General features: G+C 60.7%; 12 protein-coding genes. 5 read left to right on the forward strand and 7 right to left on the reverse strand.

Translation table 11 applies throughout. The features are described 5' to 3' along the window. Positions 1-2: 2 nt before the first annotated feature. From proB to HS101_19255, 4 genes are read right to left on the reverse strand one after another with little or no spacing between them, the layout of a single operon-like run. On the reverse strand, positions 3-1127 hold the full coding sequence (gene proB, locus HS101_19240) for a glutamate 5-kinase (protein ID MBE7508398.1): 1125 nt from the start codon (positions 1125-1127) through the stop codon (positions 3-5). Between the two features lie 5 nt (positions 1128-1132). Further along, positions 1133-2443 carry an argininosuccinate lyase gene (argH, locus tag HS101_19245; GenBank protein MBE7508399.1) on the reverse strand — a complete coding sequence of 437 codons (1311 nt, stop codon included), beginning with the start codon at positions 2441-2443 and terminating at the stop codon, positions 1133-1135. After that, a complete protein-coding gene (locus HS101_19250; GenBank protein MBE7508400.1) occupies positions 2349-3650 on the reverse strand; it encodes an argininosuccinate synthase in 1302 nt (433 codons plus the stop codon). The genes argH and HS101_19250 overlap by 95 nt, the downstream gene beginning before the upstream one ends. Further along, a complete protein-coding gene (locus HS101_19255) occupies positions 3640-4092 on the reverse strand; it encodes an arginine repressor (GenBank protein ID MBE7508401.1) in 453 nt (150 codons plus the stop codon). The genes HS101_19250 and HS101_19255 overlap by 11 nt, the downstream gene beginning before the upstream one ends. A 249-nt stretch (positions 4093-4341) precedes the next feature. On the opposite strand from HS101_19255, the gene rpoN reads away from it, so the two are divergent. The 3 genes from rpoN (at position 4342) to HS101_19270 (ending at position 6904) form a co-directional block, all read left to right on the forward strand. Then, on the forward strand, positions 4342-5889 hold the full coding sequence (gene rpoN, locus HS101_19260) for an RNA polymerase factor sigma-54 (GenBank protein MBE7508402.1): 1548 nt from the start codon (positions 4342-4344) through the stop codon (positions 5887-5889). Between the two features lie 127 nt (positions 5890-6016). Continuing rightward, a complete protein-coding gene (locus HS101_19265; GenBank protein MBE7508403.1) occupies positions 6017-6508 on the forward strand; it encodes a YfcE family phosphodiesterase in 492 nt (163 codons plus the stop codon). Positions 6509-6580: 72 nt separating this feature from the next. After that, positions 6581-6904, forward strand: a complete 324-nt coding sequence (locus HS101_19270) for a hypothetical protein (protein ID MBE7508404.1) — start codon at positions 6581-6583, stop codon at positions 6902-6904. 45 nt (positions 6905-6949) lie between these two features. Here HS101_19270 and HS101_19275 read toward each other — a convergent pair whose 3' ends face one another. The 3 genes from HS101_19275 to HS101_19285 form a co-directional block, all read right to left on the reverse strand. Further along, on the reverse strand, positions 6950-8284 hold the full coding sequence (locus HS101_19275; GenBank protein ID MBE7508405.1) for a PQQ-like beta-propeller repeat protein: 1335 nt from the start codon (positions 8282-8284) through the stop codon (positions 6950-6952). Between the two features lie 124 nt (positions 8285-8408). After that, positions 8409-9530, reverse strand: coding sequence for a hypothetical protein (locus HS101_19280; protein MBE7508406.1), 1122 nt, complete (start codon positions 9528-9530; stop codon positions 8409-8411). A 228-nt stretch (positions 9531-9758) separates the two neighbouring features. Further along, on the reverse strand, positions 9759-11054 hold the full coding sequence (locus HS101_19285; GenBank protein MBE7508407.1) for a hypothetical protein: 1296 nt from the start codon (positions 11052-11054) through the stop codon (positions 9759-9761). A gap of 478 nt (positions 11055-11532) precedes the next feature. Between HS101_19285 and nifJ the strand changes: the two genes are divergently transcribed. Both nifJ and HS101_19295 read left to right on the forward strand, forming a co-directional pair. Continuing rightward, a complete protein-coding gene (nifJ, locus tag HS101_19290; GenBank protein MBE7508408.1) occupies positions 11533-15162 on the forward strand; it encodes a pyruvate:ferredoxin (flavodoxin) oxidoreductase in 3630 nt (1209 codons plus the stop codon). 61 nt (positions 15163-15223) lie between these two features. Then, positions 15224-16216, forward strand: a complete 993-nt coding sequence (locus HS101_19295; GenBank protein MBE7508409.1) for a dihydroorotate dehydrogenase-like protein — start codon at positions 15224-15226, stop codon at positions 16214-16216. The last annotated feature ends 96 nt before the right edge of the window (positions 16217-16312 follow it).

Genomic DNA, 16312 nt, shown 5'->3' on the forward strand with positions numbered 1-16312 from the left:
CCCTATTCCCTGAAGATCACCAGGTCGTCGCGGTTGATGATCTCTTTGATGTACTCATAACCAAGGATGTCCTTGACCTCCGCGTGCTTGCGCCCCTGAATCCGGCGCACTTCATGTGACGAGTACGACACAAGGCCGACGGCGAAGACGTGCCCTTCCTCATCACGGAGGTCCACCCGCGCCCCCATGGAGAAATCTCCCTCGACATGGCGGACTCCCGATGGCAGAAGGCTCGCGCCGCGCTCGATCACTGCCGCCTTGGCCCCGGCGTCGAGCGTCAACGATCCCAGGGAGCGAGAACGCATGGCGATCCACTGCTTGCGCGCGTTGAGCTTTCGCTCGCGCGGGACGAATACTGTTCCCAGCGGCTCGCCCTGCAGCAGCCGCGGCAAAATACCGGGCTCCAGACCGTGTGCGACAATCGTCGGCACGCCCCAGTGGCTGGCGAGATGTGCCGCGGAAACTTTCGCGTGCATCCCCCCGACGCCGGTTGTGCTCGTGTCATGGCCGATGTGCTCGTCAACCGCCGAGCCGACATCCACCTGCGGGATCACGTCGCCGTTGCCGCCGTTCGCATGAAGGCCCTTGGCAATGCTCAGGATGACCAGCAGCTCAGCGGACACGAGGCCGGTCACGAGCGCGGACAAATGGTCGTTGTCGCCGACCTTGTTCTCGTCGTCGGAAAGGGCGTCGTTTTCGTTGATGATCGGGACGATTCCGCCATCGACAAGCTTCTGAATCGTGTGCCGCGCGGAAAGAAAGCGGCGGCGGTTTTCAATATCTTCGGCGGTCATCAAGAGCTGCGCGACGTGAATGCGATGCCGCTTAAACGCCTTCGCCATGACGCCCATGAGCCGATGCTGTCCGACCGACGCCGCAGCCTGTCGCTCAACGACGTCCTCCGGCGGCGAGGCCAAGCCCATCGGGGCATATCCCGCGGCGACGGCCCCCGAAACGACCATGATCACTTCGTAGCCCTGATGGCGCAGGACCATCACATCATGGGCGATGTCGGCGATCACCTTGGGGCGAAGTCGCCCTTTGCCGGCGATGACGGCGCTGCCGACCTTGACGACGACGCGTCGAATTTTTCCAAGCTGACGTCTCCCACTTACGGGCGATTCCATGATGATCAACTCTTGAGCCCTCTGACTTCCCCCAATATCTCCCCAGCCATCCTTCGCGTCTCGGCCGGCGACGCGCCGCCGATCGTCTGGTACAAGTCGGCCCGATCCGCCCACACGTCGGCGTCGGCGTTGCCGGCAGCGGACTTCAACTCTTCCGCCACGCCGTGATGGGCCTCTCGAAGCGGTATTCCCTCGGCAACCTTTGCTTCCATGCGCAAGGTCGCCCCAATCCCTCCCTGTTTGCAGGATGCTGCCAGGCGCTCGGCACTAAATTGCATCCCCCGGCAGAAGGCGATCGTCATCTCCATCAGCATCGCCAGCCTCGCTGCCGCCTGATGCACGATCGGCTTGAGACACTGCAGGTCTCTATTGTAACCACTGGGCAGCCCCTTCAGCGTCAAAATGGCCTGGGAATGGGCCGCCTGCACCATGCAGGCCTCGCCGCGCAAAAGCTCCATCGCGTCGGGATTCGATTTGTTCGGCATCATCGAGGAGCCTGTGGCGAATTCCTTCGGATACACCGTCCAGCCAAGCGGCGTCTGAGAAAACATGATGATGTCCGTCGCCAACGCCTGAAGATGAAGAGCCGTCTGCGCCGCCACCGCCAGCCATTCCACAATCTCATCGCGGCACGACGTCGATTCCAGCGCATTACGGGACGGCCGGACAAACCCCAGTTCCTTCGCCTGAATGTGGCGGTCGATCGGAATCGACGAGCCGGCCACCGCCCCACTCCCCAGCGGGCAGAATTCCGCCCACTCGCTGACCAGAAAGCCCGCATGTCGCCGAATGCGGTCCATCGAAGCGGCGTACCGCAAGGCCCAAAAGCCGACGTTCCCGGGCGCGGCGAATTGCGCGTGGGTCTGCAACGGAAATATCATCTCGCTCCACTCGACGGCTCGCTCACACATCGCCTCGACCAGCAAACGCGAATCCGACGCGAGCCGCTTACCTGCGTCGATGACGAACATCTTCAGCAGGGTCGCCACCTGATCGTTGCGCGACCGGGCCGTGTGAATCTTTCGCCCGGCATCCCCTGCCTGGGCAGTGAGCTGCTGCTCAACCCAAGTATGCAGATCCTCCGCGTCGGAGTCGGGACACGGAGCATGGTCGAACTTTCGCTCGATGTCCGTAAGCGCCGAGTCGATGGCCGCCTGCTCGCGCTGCGAAAGGATTCCAGCGACGGTTAGTGCAACGGCATGGGCACGCTGGAGTCTCAATTCATACGGCAACAGAAACCAGTCCGCTTCGAGGCAGCGGTTGATCGATGCAAAGGTAGGATGAAGAGTCTGCTCCTGTTTCCAAAGCGCTGCCATCGGCATCCTCCACGCATCGCGGGCCCACCTGCGACAGCCAGCTCAGCTTGACAAAGCCCGCCGCATCCTGATGGGAAAAGTCGCTTTGCTCGAACGTCGCCAGGTCCTTGCGAAAAATCGCTGCGGGTGCGTCGATCTTCGAAACATGAGTCGTCGGCGTGAGCTGAACCGTGACCTCGCCCGTCAGATGGGCCATCACCGCGCCAGCCGAAGCCTGGAGCAGCGCGCGCTGATCCGAGAAGTACTCTCCCCGATACATCATCGTACCAAACTGACGGCCCAGTTCGCAGTAAGCGTCGTAGGTCGGCTTGTTCAGCGTGCATCGAGCCAGGGCGTCGACCGCGACATGCAGCAGCTTCGCCGCGGGGTTGATGTATAGCCCGCGCGATTTGATGCCGGTGAAGCGGTTCTCAATGACCATGTCCCACGCCCAGGCAGCGCTGCGGTACGTACGATTCAGCCGGGCCACAATCTGCGGCAGGCTGACCGGCAGACCATCAATGCTGACGGGAACTCCCCGGTCGAATCCGACGCGAACCTGCTGCGGGGCCGTTTCGGCAGAGGGGCCGCCCGAGAACCTGCCGCTCACGGCGCGAAGCACCTTGTTCACATCAACGAGTGCGGCGGGATCCTCAAGCTCGCTTCCCTCGACGCTCAGGTGCCAAAGGTTCTCATCGAGGCTGTAGTCCTTGGTGACCGAGAAGTCATCCTTCACGCCGTGCGCGTGAAGGTAGGCGATCATGTCCGCGCGTCCGGAAAGTTCCCAGCACTTCCACGGCGCCAGGATCGGGCACTCCGGCGCAAGGGAGTGATAGGCATATTCAAAGCGGATCTGATCGTTGCCTTTTCCCGTAGCGCCGTGAACCAGCGTCGCCTCGCCGAGGGCCTTGGCCAGTCGCACTTGCTCCAGGGCGATGAACGGACGGGCCAGCGCCGTGCCAAGGCGATAGTTGCCTTCGTAAGTGGCGCCAAGTCCAATGGCCAGCGGAATGACGGACTCGAACATGGCCGGCTTCGCATCGCGAATGATCGCCGACTTCGCACCGTGACGAAGCGCCTTCTCGCAAAGCGCCTCCATGTCTTCCTGTTGACCCACGTCGACGAGCACCGCGTGAACGTCGTAGCCGCGTTCGCGAAGCCATATGACGATCGTGGTCGTATCCAGCCCGCCTGAGTAAGCCAGGACGCACTTCTTGCTATCGCTCATGCTTGTCTCCAAACCATTGTTCCAGTCGCCGCAGTGCGACGACCTGAGTTCGCCGCGTCTTGGTTGCCACGAAAATCGCATCGTCCCCGGCAATCGTTGCCAGTATCACAGGCTCCGCGTGCTGATCGATCAGCGACGCCACGCCCTGGGCCTGACCCGTCGCCGTCCGAATGACGATCAAATTCGGACCGCAAATCGTGAAGCCCAGCACCACACCGGACAGATCAACGAGATCAGGCCCCGAGTCGGCCTCGGCCTGCTGGAAGACGTAACTTCCACCGGCCTTGCGAATGCCCATCTCCAGGAGGTCGCGACTCAGCGTCGATTGGTTCACCACAATGCCGCGCGCCCGCAGGGCCTTGCGCAGGTCTGCCTGCGTGCCGACACCCAACTCCCGAACGATTCCGCGAATCGCCTCCCATCGTTCGTGTTTCGCATCCATCAGGATTCATAATAGCATACTATGCACACATATGCAACATATATTCAGGGATGGGATCCGAACGCATGAAACGACCGGCTCGGCGGCGTCGCGGCAGGCAAATCCCGTGCCGCGAACTTGATTCTCCCGACCGCAAATCGGATATTCGTGTATAATCTTGTTGAGCCGACGAGCCCTTCGGCCGAAAAGTCCATCGTCCGGGTCTGCGTCTAAACCGCTACCGGAAAGGCGCTTAGAGAGCTCTTCTTGATGTCTCAATATCTCTCCATGATACCCTCGCAGCAAATGCGACTGGAACAGCGGCTCAGTCCGCAGCTTGTTCAGTCCATGGAGATTCTGCAGCTTCCACTCCTCGCGCTGGAGGCTCGCGTGCGCGAAGAAATGGAAATGAACCCCGTTCTGGAAGAACCGGAAACGGAACCCACCTCCCCGACGGAAGACGTTCGCGAGGAGCCCCCCACGTCCGAGAAAAGCCAGGCCGAGGCCGAAAGCTTTGAGCGACTAGATCAACTTGGCCGGGAATACGAATTCGACCCCGGCGACCTCCCGTATAGCCGAGGCGCAGGCAACGGCGATGGCGAGCGCAACGCCAAAATGGATGCCATGGCCAACACCGCCTCGCGCGGCGAAGGCCTTCGCGAACTGATGGTCCGCCAATGGGCCCTGATCGATTGCGATCCCGCCACTCGCACGGCAGGCGAAGCCATCATCGACTGGATGGACGAGGACGGCTATCTCCGACGCGAAGTCGAGCATCACGCCCCCGGCGACAACGGCGACGGCGTCGAGACGACTCCCCTCATCATTCGCAGGACCGACGAGGAGCGGCGGCGGTTGCTTGAGGAGATCGCCCTGTCGCGTACGCCTCCACTGGAGATTGACGCCATGGAGTCCGCGCTCTGCGTCGTCCAGACATTGGAGCCGATCGGCGTGGCCTCAAGGGATCTGACCGAGTGCCTGCTGATTCAGCTCGCCGCCAAGAATGAAACAGATCCCTTTTACGCCGAACTGGTCAGCAATCACCTCAGCGATCTCGGAAAAAACCAGTATCCTCAGGTCGCCAAGGCCACCGGCCGCTCCATCGAAGACATCAAGGCGGCCCTGCTGGTCATCGGAAAGTTGAATCACCATCCCGGCCTGCTCGTTCAGCCGAATGACGTCCCGCGAATCTCGCCGGACATTCTCATCGACTACTCCGATGACGGGGACGGCTACACGGTTCGCCTCGCGCGCGGCAATACTCAGCGCCTGCGAATCTCCGCTCAGTATCGAGAGATGCTCCAGGACAAGATGCTCGACAAAGAGACCCGCGCCTTCATCAAACAGCGCGTCGAGTCCGCCGGCGTCCTGATCGACGCCATCCAATACCGCCGCGACCGGCTGCTGGAAATCGCCAAGGTCCTGGTGGACCGACAGCGCGAGTTCTTCGACTTCGGGCCGCAGTTCATGAAGGTCCTGCGCATGCGCGACCTCGCCGAGGAGTTCGGCTGCGACCCCTCCACCATCAGCCGCACCGTGGACGGTAAATACGTCCAGACGCCGCGCGGCCTCTTCCCGGTTCGACAGTTCTTCTCCGGCGGGACCACCGACTCGACCGGCGAGACCGTCAGTTGGAACAGCATCAAAGCCAAGGTCAAGGAAATCATCGACGGCGAGGACAAATCCAACCCGCTCACCGACGACGAGATCATGAAACTCGTCAACGCACAGACCACCGTACCGATCGCCCGTCGAACCGTCGCCAAATACCGCTCCCAGCTCGGCATTCCCTCGCAGCGCGAGCGCAAGGCCTACTGATACTCCTTACGTTCCATCAATCGGCTGCTCGCCGGCTCCCCTGCCCACACATTGAAGCAATTCTGGTACCATGCCTGCGATCAGTGAATGAGTGCGTCAGCTCGGAAACGGGAGTGAACCGACCAACATGCTCATCGGAATCATGTCGGACAGCCACGGCGACGCCGCCGCCACCGCCCGGGCGATCAAGACCTTGACCGATCGCGGAGCCGAGTACTTCATTCACTGCGGCGATATCTGCGGTGACAACGTCCTCGCCGAGTTGGCCGGCCGCCCCTGCACCTTCGTCTGGGGAAACTGCGACGACCCCACGCCACTGGTGAAAAAATATGTCCAATCGCTTGGCCTTCCCTGGCCCCAGCAGCCCGTGCGCATCGAGCTGGCGGGTAAGACCATCGCCGTCTATCACGGTCACGAGAGAGGCTTCGCCGTCGCCACGGAAATAGACCACGACTTTGACTACCTTTTCCATGGTCACACGCACAAGCGCGCCGACCGCCGCGTCGGAGAATGTCGAATCATCAACCCCGGCGCGCTCTATCGGGCGAACCCAAGAACGTGCGCACTACTGAACCTGGTCACAGATAAATTGGATTTCTTGAAACTTGACGAGGCTTGATGACATCAGCGGGCTCGTACACCGAGTCGTCACCCGCCAACGGATTGAAGGCCTTCACACGGGAGCAATGACATGAGCGTTCAAAACATTCGGATTTCCGCCCTGATCCTGACAACCGCCGGCCTCGGCCTGTTCGCATATGGCTGCGAAAAGTCCGCCCCCGCCAATGCTGACGCATCGACCATTGAGGCCCGGCTGGCGAAGGCGGATGCGGTCGATGGAAAGACCGACAAGGTCGTCACCAAGTGCGCCGGCTGCGCCCTCGGCATGGACGGCAAGGCCGAACACTCACTCACGGCGCACGGCTACACCCTGCACCTGTGCTCAGAACATTGCAAGGAAGACTTCGGCAAGGATGTCGACAAGTCCCTCATGGCCATGGAACTGCCTGAATAAGCAGCGCCAACCCGGCAAGCGGATCGACTCAGCCGCCGGCGACCCTCAGCGCACCGATACGGCCGTCTTCTTGCCGTCGCTGACGTCGAAGGCCTTAAGGACCTTGCGATCCCGCACGTAAAGGGTGCCGTCCACGAGCGTGGGGACGGTCCATGCGATCTTGGTGCAGGCCTCGCACTTCGAGAGGATCTTCATCTTCTTCGGACTGACCCTCGCCAGATTCAGTCGCCCGTCCTCATCGAGGACGATCAGCTTCTTGTCGCCATAGACACACGTGGCCTTGGTGATGCCGCGCTTCTTGAAGCCGAACTCGCCCGTATGAATATTCACGGACGCGAAGAAGGCCGGGCCGAAGTCGCCGCTGGAGCCGTACACATAGTCGCCAATCACCACCGCGTTACCGTGGTGAATCTTCATCTTCGCGTTGTACCACAACTCCTCCGCCGACCATTTGCCGTCCTTCTTGCTGATCTTCATTCCCCGGGCCCCGTTCCCGTAGGCCGACGAGACGAAGAGGATGTTGTCCTTGCACCAGACCGGCGTGCAGATGTTCGCGTCCCACTGCGTCTTGTGTGGGGCATTCCAAATGAGCGAGCCGTCGGCGGGATTAAGTCCGCTCGCGCCGCTGTCGGCGAAAATCACGACATGTTGCTCCCCGTCAATATCAATGAGGAGCGGCGAAGCATGGGTGCCGTTGGAATCCTGATTCTTCCAGACGAGCGTGCCGTCGGACTGCTTCAGGGCGATAACGCCCCTGCCTTCGCCGCCGACCGGCAGAATAATCGTATCCTTATATGCCAACGGGCTGGCACTATAGCCGAAGGCCAGGGTGCCGGCCTCGTATTCCTTGCGGAGGTCCTTCGACCAGATCAATTCGCCGGTGTTCTTGTCGAGACAGTTGAGCATGCACATGCACCCGACGGCGAACAGTCGGTCGCCAACGATGAGCGGCGTGGAATGCGGCCCGAGGCCGAAGTCCATCTGCATGTCCTTTTCCCAGTTGGCGTCGTAGGTGTACTCCCAGCGCGTCTTGCCGGTCGCGGCGTCGAGCGCGATGATCGCTTCCTTGCCTTCCAGGTCCCACTTCTTCTCCTCAAGCTGCTTTCGCTTCGTCGTCATGGCGTAAAGCAACTTGCCATCAGATGAAACGGCGGAGTATCCATCCCCGAGCTCGATCTCCCAGAGCTTCTGCGGACCGTCCTTGGGCCACTTCTTGGCCAGATTGTCGCAGTCAACCTTAAAGTCGCGGCTGGGGCCGCCCCATTGCATCCAGTCGCCCTCACCGCGAGCCTCGCCGCTGCTTCCCATCAACGCAGAGGCAGCAACAATAAAGGTGAGCCGAGAAACGCAAACAAAACCACCATGGGCCATCTTGAACATATCAATCACTCCGATTCCAGGCTCACCAACCGAACGACAGGCAGCGTCGCCTCAATGAAAGCCATCGCGACGAATCCGGGCCACCGCACCAAACTCGTCCGCTCGGCCATCAGCCCGAGTCTGATTACTCGCCGTCGCTGTCATCATCATCTTCGTCGTCGTCCTCCTCATCTTCGGCCTCTTCTTCCGCCTGGGCCTTCTTGCGAGCGGCGATCTTCTGTGCCGCCTCTTCCTTCTGCTTGTTTCTGTCAGCCTCCGAGATCATCCGCGTGTTGGACTTGACGGCGATGCTGATCTTCATCGTGCCTTCCCCACCACCCACCTCCGATAGCGACATCCTGATATCCGACTTGCTATCGGTCTCATTGCTGACGATCACGCCCAGCTCGATGTCATATATCGCCTTCCCTTTGCCGGAGCCCTTAACCTTTGTGCCGCTACCCTTCTTTTCCCCCTTCGCGTCGTCGGCCTTCTTATCCACGTCGCCGCCCTCGCTTGATTCGTCAATTGTGTAGCTGATGAAGGCGACCTTTCGTCCATTTTCCGTGCCGATGCGATCGAGCTTATAGGTGACATTTTCCACGACAGTGCCCGTCCGGGGGCGTTCCTGTTTGGAAGTGGCCGACCATGTATCTCCCACGGCGACTTCCTTGCCGGGGTAAATCATGAGCGGATCCTCGGCATACTGGCGGCGTCCCACCTTGTCCGTGAACTCACTCTTCATCTCCGTCCAGAACATGTTCATGGTCGCCTTGGCATCGATCTTTTTGGCGATCTCATCCATGCCGGAAAAGTTCAGCACCTTTCCATCGCGCCCCACTTCATACTTGATGGACTCACCAACCATGGGCCCGAAGATGGTTGCCAACAGCGGCGCGGCCTCCTCGTTCTCAGCATCGTCGGAATCGAACTCAAGAGTGCCGCCCATCATGGGCATGTCGAAGATCTGCACCGCGCGCTCGAAGGTAGCTGTGACCTCCTTCTTGCCCATCGCCCCATCCTTCACCTGCTCGCGACGGCAAAGCACGGTGTCGAATTGCATTTTCATCGACTCGCCCTTCGGAACGTTGGGTATGCCGCTCATGACACGTGTCGCATGAATCTTCGATTCAAAAAGATAGGACGACCCGGCCTCAAACTTGCGCTTGATGACGACCGACTCCGCCATGGCGGTACTGACGGTCAGGGCCGCAAGTAATCCGAGAAGACTGACTCGACGAAATCTGAAATCTCTGACACGAAGCATAAGAATTCTCCATTGACTGAATTTACTGATTGCGCGGCAAAAACGCCGTCCGGCCGTGATTCTGCGACTATTGTTCTGTTAAATGGCTCGCGGCACAAGTGCGCGGAGGCCCACGCTTCTCCCGCGATCTCTCTGGCATCATTCAAAACGGGATTCAGCCGAAACGCTCACTCCCCAATCACGCCGACATGGGGCAACCAGGAGACCCGCATATCCACCCGGAACCGATCATTCACCGCACAGATCCTCGGCAATCGCGCTGAGAAACTCTCCTGCCCCCGCGCGACTCACCGGTCCGACGATGTACGTGGCCATCAAGTGAAGGCAGCCGCGATACTGGTTTACCTGTAACGTCACACCGGGCGGAGAAAGCGCCGAGTTGAGCGTATAGACCAGGCTGGTCGGCTGTCCGCAAAAGGTCTCCAGATCGGCGATGACCGGACCGAGAAACCCAAATCCGAAAGTGGCCGGCTGCTTCTCTGCCTGGTCGCGAATGTGACGCTCCAGCAGTTTCTCGCGCGGAGCAAGCCACGACATCATCTGCAAATTGCCAAGCTCGATGGAACGCCGAATCTGGTCCCGCATCGAATCGTGCAGCAGCTTCGAAGCCCGGTCGCGGTCTTCAAGCGCCTGCCGCCGAATCTCCAACTGAATGAACGACATGAAGTTTCGAAAGATCGGATCCGCTCGCCCCGGTGCGCGAAGGTTGAGCGGCACGTCCGTTCTGAAGATCGATCCCGGCTTCTGCGGATGCCGTGATAGTCGGGCCACGACCCGAAAGGCACTGGCCAGAATGAGCGGCGTCAGATTGACGAATCCGCATATCGCCCTGGCCCGTCGCTCAACCTGACGCGTCTGCTCCGCAGAAAGCGCATGCACCTCGATGCCGTACGGCTCACAACCCCACGCCATTTGATCCGGCGGCGTCATGATGATCGGCTTGCCGGGCAGTCGAATATTCTGCCGGATAACGGACAGCGCCGCCTTGATTCGCCTGTTTCGCGGGTATCGAAAAAGGTGCTCGGACATCTCATCTCTCGGACGAGCGTCAATCGATTCTGCGGGCCCCGCGCCTTCCGATGCAACTGCCTCATGGCAACGGCTCAACTCCCTCAGGACGAACTCCGGCGCCTTGCCATCCATCAAAACGTGGCTGAAGTGAAGGATGAACACGTCGCGACCACCCGGCTGACGCAGCAGATGAAACGAAATCGGCGCATCCCGGTCCAGGTCCATCGGAGTCACAAACAACTTTTCCCCATAGGCCCGGGCCTCGGCGGGGTCATCAGTAGGGAGTGCGGCCCGTTGCAGTCGAGGCACGCGTTGAGGATCAAAGCGCCACCTGGGAACCCCGTTGTTCGAGCCCTCCTCAAGGCGGCCGGTGATAACGGGAAATGACGCCGCCAAACGCCCGATGGCCTCGCCCAGTCGCTCGGCGTCGATCCTCCCGGCGAGCCAAACGTGGCTCTGGCACTGAAAGCCGCCGTGCCCGACGCCGCGCATGGCTCGATGGGCGATCAGCATGAGCCGATCCGCCGAGTTAAGCGGCTGACTCCCGGAGTGCGTTAGGTTTGGATCAATGTCAGCAACCGGCACGGATTGAGACCCTGGAAGCCATTGGGCGCCATCCAGCCGCCGCCCGATTTATCTCCGAGACCAGACCACGGGCCATCGGCACCCTGGGGTTTAGTAAACCCCTGGGACTCTGTCAATTAGCGCCATCCCGCCCCCGCCGCGAATCCGAAAAGTACGGGATAGATGCGGAAAAATGCCCTAAAACGCAACCCGATCATCGCGAATTGCTCGCAAAGTCGACGACCGGCCTCTGGAACGCTCGTTGCTACATGACTTCGCGGCAGTCGTGCCGGTAATTGGAATTTGTCATTCAGGTCCAGCCATCGGAGTCTCCGTGTCGCCGGGCCGGTCTGAGTTTCGGCCTGCATCGGCATTTGCAGCGTTTCAGCAGGCGCCACCTGGCCCAGACCTCGGAGGACCATTCGCGATGGAAACACCACAAACTGTGACCCTGGACGGAAACGAGGCAGTCGCCTCCGTCGCGCATCGCATTAACGAAGTCATCGCCATCTATCCCATCACCCCGTCCTCCCCCATGGGCGAGTTCGCCGACGAATGGGCAACCAGGGGCGTTAAGAACATCTGGGGCGTCGTCCCTTCGATCACCGCAATGCAATCCGAAGGCGGCGCCGCGGGCGCGATTCACGGGGCACTGCAGGCCGGCGCCCTGGCGACAACCTTCACCGCCTCGCAGGGCCTCCTGCTCATGATCCCCAACATGTACAAGATCGCCGGCGAGTTGACCGGCTTCTGCATGCACGTCGCCGCCCGGACTCTCGCCACCCACGCCCTGTCCATCTTCGGCGACCACTCCGACATCATGGCCTGCCGCCAGACCGGCTTCGCCATGTTGGGCGCGGCCTCGGTTCAGGAAGCCCACGACATGGCGTGCATCGCCACCGCCGCGTCGCTGGAGAGCCGCATTTCCTTCCTCCACTTCTTCGACGGCTTCCGCACCTCGCACGAGGTCGCCAAGATCGACCTGCTCAGCGATGACGACCTGAGAGCCATGATCCGCGACGAGTTCGTAAAGGCCCATCGCGATCGAGCGCTCACGCCGGATCGCCCGGTCATTCGGGGTACGGCCCAGAATCCTGACACTTTCTTCCAGGCCCGCGAGGCGTGCAACTCCTATTACGACGCCTGCCCGGCCATCGTCCAGACAACCATGGATCGCTTTGCCGAGCTCACCGGCCGCACCTACCGGTTATTCGACTACTTCGGCCACCCCGAGGCCGAGCGCGTCATCGTCATGATGGGCAGCGGCGCGGAGGCCTGTCGTGAGCTGGTTGAGGAGCGCGTCAAGTCCGGCGACAAGATCGGCCTCGTCGTCGTCAGGCTCTATCGCCCCTTCCCGCTCGCGGCATTTCTCGACTGCCTGCCGAAGACCACCCAATCGATCGCTGTTCTCGACCGCACCAAGGAGCCGGGCGCACTCGGCGAGCCGCTGCTCTTGGACGTGATCACGGCATTTCACGAAGCGCAAGCGCAAGGCCAACTGCCCATGCCCGCCATGCCGCGGATCATCGGCGGGCGATATGGCCTGTCGAGCAAGGAATTCACCCCGGCATGTGTCCAGGCCGTTTACGACGAGTTGGCGAGTTCAAACCCCAGGCGGCGTTTCACCGTCGGCATCGTCGACGACGTGACCCATCTGTCACTTGACGTTGACCCCGAGATGGACATCGAGCCGGACGACGTATTCCGCGCCGTGTTCTTCGGGCTCGGCGCAGACGGTACGGTCGGCGCCAACAAGAACTCCATCAAGATCATCGGCGAAGAGACCCCAAACTATGCCCAGGGCTACTTCGTCTACGACTCCAAGAAATCCGGCGCCATCACCATCTCCCACCTGCGTTTCGGACCGCGGCCGATCCGCTCGACTTATCTCATCAAGCGCGCCCAGTTCGTCGCCTGTCACCAGTTCAACTTCCTCGATCAATACGACGTCTTGGAATACGCCCGCCCCGGTGCCGTGTTCCTTCTCAATGCCCCAGTCGACAAGGACGCAGTCTGGTCGCGCCTCCCCGCAGAAGTCCAGCAGACCATTCTCGAAAAGAAGCTCAAAATGTTCGTCATCGATGCGAACAGCGTCGCCCAGGCCACCGGCATGGGCACCCGCATCAACACTATCATGCAGGTCTGCTTCTTCGGCATATCCGGCGTGTTGCCCCCCGATGAGGCCATCGCTCACATCAAGACGTCGATCAAGAAAACTTACGGCAAAAAGGGCGACGAAGTCGTCCGCAGAAACTGGGAGGCCGTCGACGAAACACTCAAGCACCTTCACGAAGTCCCTATTCCAGGCTCCGTGACGGTTTCTCGAAGCAGGCCCGCCACCGTGGCTGCGCAGGCCCCGGACTTCGTCAAACGCGTCACCGCCATGATGATGAAGGGCAAGGGCGATCTCCTTCCCGTCAGTGCGTTTCCGATCGACGGAACCTGGCCGACCGCCACCTGCCAATGGGAAAAGCGAAACATCGCCCTCGAGATTCCCGTCTGGGACGAGAAGCTCTGCATTCAATGCAACAAGTGCGCCATGGTCTGCCCTCACGCGGCCATTCGCGCCAAAGTCTACGAACCCGAGCACCTCGCAAACGCCCCCGACACGTTCAAGAGCACCGACTGGAAGACAAAGGACTTCGCAGGCGCCAAGTTCACGATCCAGGTCGCTCCCGAAGATTGCACCGGCTGCAAGGTATGCGTGTCCGTCTGCCCGGCAAAGGACAAGTCGAATCCTCGCCACAAGGCGATCGACATGCACCCGCAGGCCCCGCTCAGGGAGCCCGAGCGCGAGAACTACGACTTCTTCCTGAAACTCCCCAATCCCGACCGCACACGAATCGAGCGCCTCGACGTCAAAGGCTCTCAGTTGCTCCTTCCCCTCTTTGAATACTCCGGCGCCTGCGCCGGCTGCGGTGAGACGCCCTACGTCAAGCTGCTCACCCAGCTCTTCGGCGATCGCCTGCTCATCGCCAATGCCACCGGCTGTTCATCCATCTACGGCGGAAACCTGCCCTCGACGCCATATACCGTCAACGAAGATGGCCGCGGCCCGGCCTGGTCGAACTCACTCTTCGAGGACAATGCCGAATTCGGTTTCGGCTTCCGCCTCGCCGTTGATGCCCATCGCGGCTTTGCCCGCCATTTGCTGATATCCCTGGCGGGCTCGCTGGGAGATGAACTGGTCAACTCGATCCTCAACGCCGAGCAGGACGACGACGCATCCATTCTCGCTCAGCGACAGCGTGTGGCCGTGCTTCAAGAGAAGCTCGCAACGATTGATCGTCCGGAGGCCAGGCTGCTTCAGTCCCTCGCGGATTATCTCGTAAGAAAAAGCGTCTGGTGCGTCGGCGGCGACGGCTGGGCATACGACATCGGATATGGCGGGCTCGATCACATTCTCTCGACCGACAAAGACATCAACGTCCTCGTGCTGGATACGGAGGTCTATTCCAACACGGGTGGCCAGCAGTCCAAGGCGACTCCGATCGGCGCGGCGGCCAAGTTCGCATCAGCCGGCAAGTCCACCAACAAGAAAGACCTGGGGCTCATGGCCATGGCCTACGGGCACGTCTACGTCGCCAGCATCGCCTTTGGCGCCAAGGACAATCACACCGTTCAGGCCTTTCGCGAAGCCGAGGACTACCACGGCCCCTCACTCATCATCGCTTACAGCCACTGCATTGCTCACGGTTATGACATGCAGTACGGAGCCGACCAGCAAAAACGCGCCGTCGATTCCGGCATCTGGCCGCTCTATCGATACGACCCGCGACGAGCCGCCGCCGGCGAAGCGCCGCTGATCGTCGATGCCCCGGCCGGCAAAATCCCGGTCAACGAATACATGAGAAACGAAACCCGATTCCGCATGGTCGAGAAAATCGATCCGGTGCGCTTCAAGTGGCTCGCTGCCGAAGCGCAGAAAGCCGCCCAGCGACGAATCGCCGTCTATCAGCACATGGCCGGCCTTCGGGTTCCCGGTTCCGGCAATGGCGACGGGCAATCGCAATCCGCCCCGGCCGCGCCTCAAGAACCGGCGGTGGCCGATGTGTGAGACAGTCACCATAGGGAGTTAGTTCCATGCAACCTACCCACTGCTGCCTGGAGTTATGGATATGAACCTCGAAACCCAGTACCTCGGATTCACCCTGCCTCACCCGCTGGTGCTCGGGGCAGGCCCTCTGTCCGATACCCTGGACGGAATTCGTCAGGCTGAAGATGCGGGCGTGGCGGCGGTCGTCCTGCGATCTCTCTTTGAAGAGCAGATTTCGGCCGAGTCCATGGCCACCCATCGATCGGTCGACTATCACGCCAACTCGTTCGGCGAAGCCCTGTCGTTCCTGCCCTCGCCCGAGGACTACATGCTCGGTCCCGCGGAATACATCGAGCACGTTCAGCGCGCCCGCCATGCCGTGCAGATCCCGGTCATCGCATCGCTCAATGGCAGCACGCTCGGCCGATGGCTGGAGTACGCCCAGTTAATCGAGCAGGCCGGCGCCAGTGCCCTCGAACTGAATGTATTTCAAATCCCAACGTCCCCGGATGAATCCGCCGTCGCCATTGAAGAACGAACGGCACAGGTGGTCCTGGAAGTCCGACGCATCACGAAGATCCCCCTGGCCATCAAACTGTCCCCATTCTACACAGCCCCCGCTCACTTTGCGGCGCGACTCGAAGAAGTCGGTGCCAGCGGGTTCGTCCTCTTCAACCGATTCTTCGAGCCCGACATCTCACTCGAAGATCTGGAATACACTTCGCACCTGCACCTTTCTCACGCCTCCGAACTGCTGCTGCGCTTGCGCTGGCTCGCCATCCTTTCCGGCCATGTAGGAGGCTCCCTCGCCGTGACCGGTGGCGCCCATTCCGGCATCGACGCGGTCAAGGCCATCATGAGCGGCGCCAACGCCGTGCAGATCGTCTCCGCTGTCCTGAAGCACGGCATCGGCCACATCGGGCACATGCTCCAGGAGATCAAAACATGGATGGAAGTGCATGAATACGAGTCGATCCAGCAAATGTGCGGAAGCATGAATCTGCTTCGCTGTCCGGACCCGTCATCCCTGTTACGTGGAAATTACATCCACATGCTCCAGACCTGGCAGCCGTGAAGCGGGGTTTATCCCCCCATAGTGCCAGATGGGTACGCGTAGACGGCGGCCATTTGCTCTCCGGCTACATATGATCTTTTGACATTTAGAGCGGAT

The organism is Planctomycetia bacterium, assembly GCA_015075745.1.
Lineage (GTDB): Bacteria > Planctomycetota > Phycisphaerae > UBA1845 > UTPLA1 > UTPLA1.